The sequence below is a fragment of the bacterium genome (genome assembly GCA_021371935.1).
Classification (GTDB): Bacteria; Armatimonadota; UBA5829; order UBA5829; family UBA5829; genus UBA5829.
This window is the reverse complement of record JAJFVF010000019.1, coordinates 26,547-38,984: the sequence shown is the minus strand read 5'-3', so window position 1 is coordinate 38,984 and position 12,438 is coordinate 26,547. Positions and strand designations below refer to the sequence as shown.

The 12,438-nt window shown below is 49.8% G+C and carries 10 protein-coding genes; 1 reads left to right on the top strand and 9 read right to left on the bottom strand.

Annotated elements, in window-relative coordinates:
- Window positions 1–142 precede the first annotated feature (142 nt).
- Entirely contained in the window at window positions 143–1,576 is a 1,434-nt protein-coding gene (locus LLG46_12580) for a radical SAM protein (protein ID MCE5324133.1), read from the top strand.
- A gap of 25 nt (window positions 1,577–1,601) precedes the next feature.
- Here LLG46_12580 and LLG46_12575 read toward each other — a convergent pair whose 3' ends face one another.
- The 9 genes from LLG46_12575 to LLG46_12535 all read right to left on the bottom strand — a co-directional run bounded on the left by LLG46_12575 (window position 1,602) and on the right by LLG46_12535 (window position 12,314).
- Entirely contained in the window at window positions 1,602–2,312 is a 711-nt protein-coding gene (locus LLG46_12575) for a hypothetical protein (GenBank protein ID MCE5324132.1), read from the bottom strand.
- A gap of 68 nt (window positions 2,313–2,380) precedes the next feature.
- Entirely contained in the window at window positions 2,381–2,890 is a 510-nt protein-coding gene (locus LLG46_12570) for a hypothetical protein (GenBank protein ID MCE5324131.1), read from the bottom strand.
- Between the two features lie 124 nt (window positions 2,891–3,014).
- On the bottom strand, window positions 3,015–3,866 hold the full coding sequence (locus LLG46_12565) for a sugar phosphate isomerase/epimerase (GenBank protein MCE5324130.1): 852 nt from the start codon (window positions 3,864–3,866) through the stop codon (window positions 3,015–3,017).
- Window positions 3,867–4,173: 307 nt separating this feature from the next.
- Complete coding sequence (locus tag LLG46_12560; GenBank protein MCE5324129.1) at window positions 4,174–5,199, bottom strand: Gfo/Idh/MocA family oxidoreductase; 1,026 nt, start codon at window positions 5,197–5,199, stop codon at window positions 4,174–4,176.
- A gap of 153 nt (window positions 5,200–5,352) precedes the next feature.
- Window positions 5,353–5,958, bottom strand: a complete 606-nt coding sequence (locus LLG46_12555; protein ID MCE5324128.1) for a DUF3137 domain-containing protein — start codon at window positions 5,956–5,958, stop codon at window positions 5,353–5,355.
- Window positions 5,959–6,069: 111 nt separating this feature from the next.
- Complete coding sequence (locus LLG46_12550) at window positions 6,070–7,035, bottom strand: hypothetical protein (protein MCE5324127.1); 966 nt, start codon at window positions 7,033–7,035, stop codon at window positions 6,070–6,072.
- Window positions 7,036–7,133: 98 nt separating this feature from the next.
- On the bottom strand, window positions 7,134–8,210 hold the full coding sequence (locus tag LLG46_12545) for a hypothetical protein (GenBank protein MCE5324126.1): 1,077 nt from the start codon (window positions 8,208–8,210) through the stop codon (window positions 7,134–7,136).
- Between the two features lie 23 nt (window positions 8,211–8,233).
- Entirely contained in the window at window positions 8,234–9,922 is a 1,689-nt protein-coding gene (locus LLG46_12540) for an RNA polymerase sigma factor (protein ID MCE5324125.1), read from the bottom strand.
- Between the two features lie 118 nt (window positions 9,923–10,040).
- Entirely contained in the window at window positions 10,041–12,314 is a 2,274-nt protein-coding gene (locus LLG46_12535) for a SpoIIE family protein phosphatase (protein ID MCE5324124.1), read from the bottom strand.
- Window positions 12,315–12,438: the final 124 nt, after the last annotated feature.

Genomic DNA, 12,438 nt, shown 5'->3' with positions numbered 1-12,438 from the left:
GAGGCAATATTGTCATAAAAAGGAGGATTCAAGCTAGCTGGCGTAGAAATAACAGTTAATTGTGTTCTGGCCGTTTGGGTGAGCCTTGATCCGGGTAAGAGCCGGGTGACTACATATACCACTTGTAGAGGGAGAAAGACCATTGCGCACAGAACATTTTTCACTCCTCAAAGTCAAGCCGGGCAGTCCATTGCATTTCTCAGGTCCTATTGCACGAGTTTTTGGATCACACCTCAAAGACAACAAACTGGTTAAAGCAATCGCGGCGGCAGGCACCCTTAAGGGAGGCAGAGAAATTGAACTGCTGGGCATGAAGACCGTGATCGCTGAAGATGGAATGTTTTCAGCGTCACCGACCGGTCCAATGGGCAAACTTCCTCAAGCTAAAGAAGCCGTTGAAGGTGTTCAGAACGCTATCAGAAACCGCGGCAAGCCGTTGATGATGCGTAATGGGACTCTCGTATATACCTCATATCAGCCGCCTGTGCCGACAAATGCGTCCATGAAATTGCTGGGCAGCAGGCTCTCACTCGAAATGGACGGGCACCCCCAGCCAACCGTATGCACTCTTCAGGTCACTACCAGATGCCAGGCCAACTGCATCCACTGCAGTGCCGCTCGATTCAAACGCCAGCATGAGCCTGAGATGACGACTCAGGACTGGAAAAGGATTGTGCGCGAATCCGAACAGCTGGGAGCAGTCACCATCATATTCACCGGTGGAGAGCCGCTGCTTAGACCCGACATATTCGAGCTGATCGACTGGGTCGACAAGAGCGAGGCCGTGGTCGGAATTTTCTCTAATGGGCTGTTGCTCAGCGAGGAAAACATCAAGAGACTTGTGGATGCAGGGTTATGGTTCATCCATGTCTCGATCGATTCACCAAATGCGAGCCAGCACGATGAGATGAGACGTGTGCCGGGATGTTTCGACAAAGCAATCGAAGGGCTGACTCGCGCTAAAGAAGCCGGAATCCTTACTGGAATCTCCACATATGCAACGCCTGAGCGCCTAAGAAACGGGCAGGTGGTCGAGCTGATCGAAATGACAAAGAAATATGGGTTCGATGAGATCACCATCTTCGATGTCGTCCCGACAGGCAGGCTTCTCCACGAAGACAGAAAACATTTGCTTACAGACGAAGACAAAGCCGAACTATGCAGGATAGAAAACAAATATAATGAGGGACATCCGCTGCCGCAGGTGATTACGCAGGCTCATGTGAATGGACCGACCGGCATAGGGTGTTATGCGGGGTGGTGTCAGTTCTATATGACCGCCTATGGTGAGGTGACACCGTGCGACTTTACGCCTCTTGCTTTCGGCAACGCCAGAGATGAAAGCATCGAGACAATATGGAAGCGGATGATCAGTCATGATGGTTACTGCAATCACAAGAATAGCTGCCGGATGCAAGACCCTGATTTCCGATCGAAATGGATAGACAAAATCCCATTTGACGGGCCATTCCCCTACCCTGTCGAGAAGTTTACGCAGCTGGCGGATATCGACCCGGACAGCGAGATCGAATATGAGACGGCGCAAGAGTATTCGTCTCTTGGGATCAAGGGCTGAATGCGCTTCCGACTCAAACCGGGTCTTATAGATACAAACTGATGCCCAGAGTCAGGTTGTAGTTACTGTTCAGGCCGGACCATAGATAGCCGAGTTGGCCGGTATAGGTCAGAGACTCATTTGAAGAATATGCAAATGCGGCGGTTACCTGGTTCGTATGCCGGCCATACGGTCTTCCGAGTCGGGATAACTGTGAATATTCCAGAGCACCGAGTCTGCGACCGGAAAAAAATCTGCCCGCAGCAAATGAGACGTATCTTAGGTCGAAAGCATCTTCATCTCCGACCCATACATGCCCAAAATTGGCAAGATAGACCATGGGCGCCACCGGATACTGCACGATCAGCAAGGAGCCGAAATCGTTCTTGTGCGACTCGCCGCCTATACCCTCATTGATCGCATAAAGCGTGGAGACTGCCGCAGAAGGCTTGCGGACCCCATCTCCTATAAAGCGCCATTTCACACCGATATTGGGACCGATGCGCACATCCTGGCCGGCATTGTTCCACAGATATCCGTAACTCAGCTTTGCGTCAACGCTCTTTGTGGCGCCGAATGTGAAAGAGCCTCCCACTACACGCTGAGGTCCACCGAAGCTGGAATTATAGTATGACCTAAGCTGGACTTTGCCGGGAGAAACAGTGAACGCATCGCCTGTGTAGAGCTGGCTGGTGAGCGATGCTGATGCCGTCGTCGGTAAGATCAGACAAAATATGATACCGAGGAGCAGTCTCATTGAGGTCTCCAGGAATAGAAGTTCTCGGCTGTCTATTACCCGGTTTGAGGAGGGGTGAACCAGTCAGTCTACATGCTGCCCGCAACGTGGTAGAGACGATATGATTTGGAATCAAGCACCCATATTGAAGAATAGTGCACATTCCTACCCAGTCCACCGTAGCTAAATTCTTTGTAGTATTCCAGGTAAAAATAATACTGATCCGACTTGAGCCATTGCTTATACGGCCATTGAGGAACAGGCCCGCCATGATCAAACTTGTATGTTTTGCTCCAGCAAAAAGCCTTGATATACGTAGGACCGTATATTGGACCACATATCCATTTTTCACCTAACTTATTGCATCTTTCGACCCACCGCTTAACAGCAAACGGGTAAAGCTGATAAGCCCTCATATAAGAGCCATCGCCGTTCGGACACTCAGTCCACCCATCATAGAGCACGGATTTCTCTCGCAACCCTGTAAACGGAACGTGTGGCGTACCTGAGGAGCATCCAACAAGAAGAATCGTGATTGCAATCAGCAGCAACTTGACTGGAGTAGAAACTACATGCTTGATGTTTAGTCCGATCCCCATGTTATATCTCCGCAGCGTATATAAATGTTTACGCTTACACGGCAAACTAAGGTTCCAGACTTACTCAAATCCCTCCAGGTATCCTACCTGGAGGGATATAGATATTAAGATTTGTGGTTTGTTTTTATCTTCCCAAAATCGCGTCCATCGCGCGGGAGGTGTTGTCTATCAAGGCTTCAGGATAATGCGTGTAGGCAGGGACCATCTCGGCTGTGACGAAACCGTCATAACCGATTTCCTTGAACGCCTTCATCACCGCAGGCCAGTTTACATCGCCTGAAAGCAGATCGACAAAACCGGCTCCTGTGCCGACTGCACGGCGGAAGTCCTTGAAGTGGACCCTCTTGATCCGCTTGCCCAGGGCTTTGATCCAGTGCTCGGGATAGCCATAGAGCAGGCAGTTGCCTACATCGAAATACGAACCTACCCACTCTGAGTTGAAGTGGTCGATGAATGCCTTATACTCGTAGGGTCCCGTGAGGAACTTGTTCCATACGTTCTCCAGACCGATGGTGATCTTTGCAGCCTTGGCATGAGACTCGAGCTTGCCGATAGCCTCAGTCGCGCGATCCCAGACATCATTGAACTCGACTACTTCTGAAGTCGGATCGAAGAATACATCGACCGCTCCCGGTACTATCAGCACGGCACCTGCATTAAGCCATGCAGCCACATCGATGAGCTTCTTGCCGATCTCAAGAGCCTCGGCGCGAACCTTGGGGTCGCCGGCCGTAAGCGACTTGCCCCAGAAAAGACCGGTGGCGACAGATGATATCTTCACACCTGCATCCGATGCGGCCTTTACAATCTCTTTAGCCTTGGCTTCGGTGGTCTGCAGGCTCACATCGCCCGTATCCGAAAGGCAAGGCTCAACAGACTCATACCCCGCCTTCTTGGCTTCAACAAAAGCATCCGCGATGGGCTTTGTGCCTTCCAGCCCGCCCGCGAACGACCAATAACTGATTCCTTTAATCAACGTAGCCCCTCCTTAAAAAGATGAGAGTGGAAAGCGGAGAGTGGAAAGTCCAGACCCGCTGTCCAACAGTCAATGCAAAGCAGATTCCTCGCAAATCCGAATTGCAGCTACATTCTTACAAATAAAATTCTGCAATTCGGATTTCAAGCTCGGAATGACTGGAATTGAGACGCTGTTCTGATTATTTACGATGTCGTTCAGCGATATATTGCGCCCTCACCCTAACCCTCTCCCCCAGGAGAGGGAATTAGGCCAACATTACCGCACACATAGACAAATAATCAATACAACATCTCAAATACCAAATCTACAATTCGACGGGTTGTCCGGTCTCGGCAGATTTTGTGATTGCAAGGCATATCTTGACCGCATCGCGCGCCTGCTCCGGCGTAACGACATCAGGCTTTTTGCCTGCATTCAGACAGCCGATGAAGTATTTGATCTCATTATAATAGCCGCCAAGTGATGAGAGATTGCCGGATGTCTCGGTGGACTCGCCGACTTCCTGCTTCGGAAGTTCGGGAGCATATGCCTCACCCTCATTGGGGTAGACCATCAGTGATGGGTCACTGCCGCTGTCGAGCTTGATTGAGGCTTTCTCGCAGACTACTTTCAAAGACATGTTGAATGGATAGGTCTCGGACATGATAAGCGAACCCTCGGCATAGCTGTTTGCGCCGGATGCATGACCCCATCCCAGAGCCTGGACGGCATCCAGTCCGCCGCCGGGACCCTTTGTGCCCTGCGCCTGGATTTTCTTGGGCATGCCGATGAGATAGGCTATATAGTCCTGGTCGTGCACATGCAAATCCATGACGCCGCCGCCGCTCCTGCTCGGGTCCCACAGCCACTTTTCCCATGCCCAGTTGGCCGGAGGGCTGAGCCTGCTGGCGCTTACCCACTGAACCTTGCCATATTTGCCGGAATCGACGATCTCTTTGACAACCTGATACTCAGGCCAGAACCGAATGACCTGGGCGATCATGAATGTGACGCCTGCTTTAGCCACAGCATCAATCATCTTGTCGCACTCTTCGACCGTCATCGCCATGGGCTTCTCACAAAGTATATGCTTGCCCGCGTTGGCCGCTGCAATTACCTGGCCGGCATGCTGATATGTCGGAGTGCAGATATCGACCATATCGATGTCTGCCGAAGCCAGCATATCTTCGATGCTCGCGTAGACCTCACAGCCGAACTTTTCCTTGGCTTCGTCTCTCTTTGCCGGATCGACATCGGCTACTGCCGCTATCTTGCTCTCGCCGGCGGCTACATGGCACTGGGTGTGCATATGGCCCATAAAGCCAAAACCCACCAGACCTACTTTAATCATTGATTCCGCTCCTTGCCGTTTAGAGGTTAGAGGTTAGAAACTCGCTCCTAATGCCTCGCTCATTTTTACCACTTTCGCGGGCTGTCTGTCAACCTGGTTTGATGGTTTGAGGGTTCTTTTCAATGTGACACTGTCTTGGCACAATAAAGAGCTTTATAGCCTGACATTGGGATCATTCTCATATGCGGAATCGATCTGCACAAGCCTCTGAAGTGTTATGCAAAACATCTCAAACAAATTCTTAAGAAGTTCCTTGTCCTTAAGAACTCCATAACACTGAAAATACAATTCATCTACACCGCTGGGAAACTTAGCTCCAAACCAGCCTTCGTCATTCTTTACTTGAAGACATATGTCGGGCTGCCTGCGGATTCTATCCTTGAGTTCCGGGTCTGCAAGAAGCATCTGAATTTTCTGTTCACTGTTTCCTTTTATAATAAACTCATCATCGAAATACGGGTCACCGATCTCGATATCTTGCATACCAAAAGCCTTTCCGATTGTGGCAAAAAAACCTTGTCGGTAAATCCTAAAGTAGAGGCCGTCCTTGTTTACGAAAGGTGCTCTCATTCGTGTGTATACTGTATTGTTCTTACCAGTTGTATATGTATCGAGCGTGACTTCCCATTCACCGGAGCGATACCGAAGAACATCGGTACCAAAGAATCCGCCTTTCTTGTATAGACCTCCCATATCATTTGCAAGTTGACTCCATATCTCATCCTTTGATGGGCCGAAAATAGATTGAAGAATCCCCATAATGTCCTCCGTAATACACTTACTTGTCAAACCATAATTCTACGTATTTCCTGCTGATCCTGCTATCGTAGTGAAACCATCGCATAAATATACAGGATGAATGACAACAGGTTAGCCAAATAGAGGTAGGACTCCCTCTTCAAGATCGCGTATCTGCAGCAGAACGTCGCAGTATGGTCTCAGATTCTCCTTGTCGCTGAACATATCACCCGCAGTGAAGTCCTGCGGGATAATCTGCCCGAGCTTTGCGCAAAGCGCTGCTATCTCTTCATAGCTATCTGCCAGATCGTCTCTGTCGTTGTCGCGGAAGAACTTGACTGCATACTGCCGGTCGAGATACTGTTTGTAGTTGCACATCACATTAAGATACACCAAGTCGTTGTCATCCCATGTATACGTAAGCAGCGCATCGGCAAAAGCCTTATGTGCGGCGAGACCGTTATGTTGACCCGGCACCAGGCTCTCTTCCCGAATAAGCCGTGAGATCAGCTTCAGAGTCTCCGATAAAACGGTTTGTTTGTCAGGCTTCTCACACTTGCCTTCAATGATGAGTATTTTCCCTTTACCGTCCGCGAAGAAACCGTTGTGCCAATCCGTCTTTCTGAAATAACCTGTCTCATCCGGCGCTTCAGGATGATCGTCCTTAATATACATAAACGGGTTCCAGCCCAGCAGCACTCGGCCGTCATCGTCGTAGCCGGATATCACGCATGCATCAGCACAACAGACTACACCCTCAACGGTTATGACTGGAACACCCTTGTCTATGCTGTCCATTATAAGCCTGCTGTCGGTCTCATAATCACTCCGGGTGTGCTGTGAAACGTTGTACCCCAGCATTTTGAAAGTATGCTCAAGGATAACCGGCGTATTGATAACATGATAATTGCCATGGTTCCATCCCTCTGCTGAAAACGAGGTGCGGAATGCACTTCCCGAAACAGCACAGACATAATCATAATCCAGGCTCTCGCCAAGGCCGCACAGCGCAGAGATGACGCTGTTTATATACTCACTCTGTCTTGTGACGTCACTCCAGTCGACTTTGCGCAGGCCCGATATTACGTTCCTCTTCATAGTGAATCCTCCTTCGAAAATGCGGAGCATTTTCGTTCCCTTCGTGGCGAACACAACAACACCGCGGAGCAGTCGCGAAAGTGTTCATGCCACGATTCCTATATCTTCTCAAGCAAATCTGCAGCCTGCTTTTCCAAATCTCTTATCTTGTATACGCGCTGCGCATACTGCTTGCGCAGCTCTTTGTCCAGGACACCTTTGCCCAGAGATAGATCATCCGGAATGAGCTTAAGCATCTCACGCACCAGATCCGATATCTGGTCATAGAGTTTCGCGCACTGCTCCAGCGTGTCATCCTTGTCCTTTAGAACCGCCTTGGCCTCACGCAGGAATGGCGCCACGTAGAGCTTGTCTCGATATAGGGTACCGAGATTGGTTGCGATCGCAGTGTAGTGCATATCCCAATCATCAGTGTCTTTGCATAGCAACTCTGCATACCTAGTATGACCTGCATATCCAGTCACCCAATCCTTGCTTTCTGAGGCAGTTCCTCTGATCAGCTTCACCGCTATTTTCAGCGATTCCTTAGTGATCTCTTCCTTACAAGGCAGCTTCGTTGGTTCGCCAATGATCAGTATCTTGCCGTTTCCCTGTTCAAACCAGCCATCATGCCAATCGCAAAAGCGGAAGTATTCGCTGTCGCGCGCCCCGTTGGTATAGTCGCAAAAAGAGCTATAACCAAGCAATACAGCGCCATCATCATCATAGCCGGAGATTATGCAGCATTCCGACCAATTAGCTACGCCGTGAAAGGTTAGTACCGGGATGCCTTTATCTATGCTGTCCATAATGAGCTTTTTATCCGTCTCATAATCACTTCTCTTGTGCAATGTGAAACTGTACCCCAGCATCTTGAAAGTGTGCGGTATTATCGCAATATCGCTGGTCACATGATATGAACTCGGATTTATGTTCTGCTTTGAAGTGCAGCAGGCGCGGAACGCGCAGCCCGATACACATGCCAAATCGTCATAAGTGTATTTTTTGCCGAGGTGCTCCATGGCCGATATCACACAGCTTATAAATTCATTTTGTTTTGTGACATCACTCCAGTCAACTTTACTCAACCCGAGTATTACGTTCTTTTTCTGATGCACCGGTTTCTCCTCTGCTCCATAAGATGACAGGCTCAATCCAAAAATCATTACACTTGCCACGAGCAAAATTGTTTTCATCCCATTTTCTCCCTAAAAATCCATTAGCAGTTCGTCAGCACTTTATAAACTAGTTCAAGCTGTGATATCGCGCATTCCTCCTTGATCTTCGCCTCCCGGACAATATTACACAGTTCCCGACGCACAGACCTGTCTGCAATCACATCCAACTGAGTATGAGGTTGGAAGGAAATATACTCAGTGGAACTGCGCAAGATAGCTGCCTCTTCTGAGTATAGATCCGCCGCATGCTGTATCAGCCCTGTTCCGGGCAGTCCGCCTGAAGCCATCTGACTCAGAAAGGCAGCGGCATTCTGCCTTTCTTCCAGCAGGAGGAAGATGCCATCGAACATGAACAACTCAATTGCTGCGGACAAAACCTTATCGTCATTGGGAAATCTCTTGTCATTAAGCAGTTCGTTGGCCAGAACGTCATAGGCTGCCAGACCGGAATAATGCCATGTATGCGTTCCGACTCTGGTCGGCATGGTTGTATTGCGTTTTGGTGTGCGGGCAAGATCGATAGCCCAGGCTACTGCGTCAGTGACGATTTCCAGCGGGGTCTGTGGCTTGCACCTTTGTCCAAGAGTTATGACACCAAAACACTTGTCATACCAGTCTTCCACACGGAAGTAGCCGCTTTGTTGTAACATTGCCTGGAAATAACTTGCACCATAAAGGACCTTACCGCCTTCGTTATATCCGGTTATAACACAGTATTCTAAAAACACCTTGTCATCGAAAATAGGAACAGGCAATATCCCCCTCGCCAGGACCGGTCGACCGGCATCAATACTTTTTACTATTCTCTGTGTGTAGTACTCCTCTGTGTGGCTGGGGTCTTTTTGCAGGCCGCCGAGATCCCCATTCTTATGGCAAATTGTATATCTGTCCTCATCATAAGTGTAACTGTATCCCAGAGCCTTGCAGATTCGCTTGATCGGTTCCTCGCCCAACAATGAAAGATCGCACATCGCCGGTGAACTATCAGGATGCCAAAAGAACTTGAATGCTCCACCGGATACTCCCATCAAGTATGCCAGATTGATCTCCTTGTCGATGTACTTTAGACAGCCATAGAGTGAACCCTCAAAACAAAACCATGTGCTCTCCCAGGGAAACTGCGCAATGCCTTCCAGAATCTTACGTATCCTGTTATGGAAGTTTTCACCCGGAGCATTTTGTTTCAGTGTTTCTTCTACCAGGCCGATCATCTTATTGCGCAGTTTGGCTCTTGCACAGTGAAGGCGGCTTTTGATGGTATGAGCAGGAACATCGAGGAATTCGCCTACCTCGGAAAGTGAATACCCATCGATATAGTAGAGCATAGTGGCTATTCGCTGATCCTCAGGGAGAGTATCAACAGCGGACAGCACCACTTTCTGAGTCTCTTGCCGCTCAACAGTCTCAAGAAGTGTAGGGCTTGCTATATGAAGATCGACGTTATCATCAAGCGGTGTAGTGGAAACCCTTTTCTTGCGCGTGATGCGGTCACATTGCTTGAACACCAGCTTTCGCAGCCAAGCCGGAAAAGCCTGCGGTTCACGCAGCATTTCGCGATCCATATAAGCCTGTATAAAAGCTTCCTGTGCAGCATCTTCAGCAAGCTGAAAATCATGGAGAATGGAATAGGCATATCCTACAGCCATGCCCTGGAATTGTTTCACCACCGCATCGAAAGCTGCTAGATCGCCCTGCTGCGCCCGTACCAAACTATTTTTCCAGTCTATCACCCGTTAAGTCCAGTCCTCCAATTGATAAGCCCCAATATTTTACCGATTGGTTGGTGTGGATCGTTGGGCTTTGATAGTTTTTTACTGGATTAGCCGTTTCATAACACGACTCGGGGTTTCAGACAATCTTGGTGACGACCATCGCGACATCGTCTGTGATGCGGCCATGGCCAAACTCGAGGAGCGCATCATACACGCCGTTCACAATCTCCTGGGCGCTCAGGGGGGCAAAGTCTGCAAGCAGGTCCATTACGCGCTGGGTCCCGAATCTCTCACCCTCTTCGCCGGCTTCGGTCAAGCCGTCAGTATAGACCATCAGCACATCGCCCGGCTCAAGATCGATCTCTTGCTGGGCATACTGCGTGCCTTTCCTGATCCCAAGCAGAATGCCGTCCGAGAGCAACACTTTACACTCGCCTGTACGGACGCTGTAGTGAATAGCCGGTTCGCAGCCCGCATTGGCATAATGCAGCTTCATCGACTTGAGATCAATTATGCCATAGAAGAGACTGATGAACATGTCCGAACGAGTATCCTCACAGACAATGTTGTTCGTCTTCACCAATACATCTGCCGGATACGCGTATTCGTGAGCATATGCGCGAAGCACGTGCTTACCCATCGTTGTATACTCGGCGGCTTCAACGTCGCTGCCGGCTACATCCCCAAGTGCGATCCCAAGCATATCCGGTCCGACTTTGATAAAGTCATAATAATCACCGCCTACTTCCTGAGCTGGCAGGAATTTGTGGCCTATATCCAGCCCTTTTATCTTTGGCGCCTCGGCAGGCACCAGACGCTGCTGAAGGATTTCCGCAATCTTATACTTCTGCCTGTAGATGCGGGCATGACGTATCGCAATGCCCGCAAGCTCACCGACAGGACGCATGAGGTCCTGCTGTGACTTTACAAATGTGCGGGTCTCCCGGGAAAAACCGACCGCAACCCCGACAATTTTTCCATGATGCTTGAGAGGGATTGCGACGGCAGTCTTGAACTTTTCAGCACGTGAGATGTCCGTACGCAAAAGATCAGACTTGTTGACATCACGTACGGTGAACTTCATATTGGTCTTTTTGACTCGATGAGCAAATGGAGCAGCAACATCATAATATACAAATTTGCGCCTGCTCTTTAATCCAAGGCCATGCCCGAGCCGGAAACGACCGCTGAGTTCGTCCATGAGCAGTATGGAACATACCTCAAGCTGGAAGACACGGCAGATAACCTCCGATACCCTGTGCATTACCTCGTCCAGATTGAGAGTGGATGTCACAGTGCGCGATATCTGCAAAAGGCTGTCGAGCTGTTTGGTGCGGCGATTGACACGGGCATACAATCGGGCATTTACTATTGCGACCGCCATCTGGTTGGCGACAGTGCTGAGCAGTTCAAGGTCGCGCTCATCAAAAACTCTCTCCGGGTCGGTCGTGTTGACATTGAGCACACCTATTATCACACCCTTGGCTTTGAGCGGAACGGACGCAGCCGAGGTGATATTATCTCGAAAGAAAGGCATATGGAAACGAAGATCGCTGTGCGCATCACTGACCAGAACACTCTCACCGTGTTCTGCAACCCACCCAGCTATACTGTATCCAACAGGCTGTTTGGTATTCTCGACCCACTTTCGGGCAATGCCGCGAGAAGCCACAATCTCCAGCCTGCCGGTTTCCTCACTTATGAGCATCAATGAACCGGCATCCGCCCCAACAGCCGCCATTGACTGCTCAAGAGCGATATCCAGCAGCTTGTCGAGGTCCAGAGTTGAACTTACTGCATGGCTGACCTGATTGACCAGCGAAAGCTCTTGAATCTTGCGATTTGCCAGACTGATCAAATCGCTCGGCTCCGCACCAGACATTTCTGCGCTCGGGCCAATGTTTTTCCACGCCGCAAGAGCCGCTTGGCTGGCTACAACATGGGCAAGCTCAATGTCACCGGGAGCAAATGTCCTCGAGTCCTCCGACAGGGCAACGAAAGCGCCTAAATTTGTCTCACCAACCCTCATAGGCACGCTCAAAACAGCGGATATCCCTAGCTTCTTCAGGTTCAGCGTCAAATTCTGGTTCTTACCGTAAGAGTTTGGGTAGATCACCGGGGCAGACGAGTCAAGCGATTCACGGGCAACAGACTTTGCAGTGGCAAGTAAGCCAGGTTTATTACTCAGGCCATTATTGCCTACCGCTACAAGCTTGCCATTTTGATCTTTTATGAAGACTACTGTCTTGGAGACACGCAGCAGAGTCGCGCCTGCCTCCGCAGCAGCAGGAAACGCGACACTGCCATCGGCAGCATCAAGAGTCTTGGACAAATTGGAAAGAGCAACTACAATCCCATATCGGTCCTCAGGCGAATTGCCGCCGTCAGCCTTAGTGATGCCTTTTAGCATTTCGTGTCTCCCACGGGCGGGATAAAGCGGATTTTGAAGTATACCTGGGCTGAGTATATCACCAGCCGGGCACACTGTCAACAACCTGTCTATAAAAATAAATGCAATCCCTCCAAGCATACAT

Bases quoted from the DNA above. Each gene is read 5' to 3' on its own strand.
- LLG46_12555 (MCE5324128.1), bottom strand. From the start codon at position 5,958: ATGGGGATTCTTCAATCTATTTTCGGCCCATCAAAGGATGAGATATGG.
- LLG46_12560 (MCE5324129.1), bottom strand. From the start codon at position 5,199: ATGATTAAAGTAGGTCTGGTGGGTTTTGGCTTTATGGGCCATATGCAC.
- LLG46_12535 (MCE5324124.1), bottom strand. From the start codon at position 12,314: ATGCTAAAAGGCATCACTAAGGCTGACGGCGGCAATTCGCCTGAGGAC.
- LLG46_12545 (MCE5324126.1), bottom strand. From the start codon at position 8,210: ATGAAAACAATTTTGCTCGTGGCAAGTGTAATGATTTTTGGATTGAGC.
- LLG46_12550 (MCE5324127.1), bottom strand. From the start codon at position 7,035: ATGAAGAGGAACGTAATATCGGGCCTGCGCAAAGTCGACTGGAGTGAC.
- LLG46_12575 (MCE5324132.1), bottom strand. From the start codon at position 2,312: ATGAGACTGCTCCTCGGTATCATATTTTGTCTGATCTTACCGACGACG.
- LLG46_12570 (MCE5324131.1), bottom strand. From the start codon at position 2,890: ATGGGGATCGGACTAAACATCAAGCATGTAGTTTCTACTCCAGTCAAG.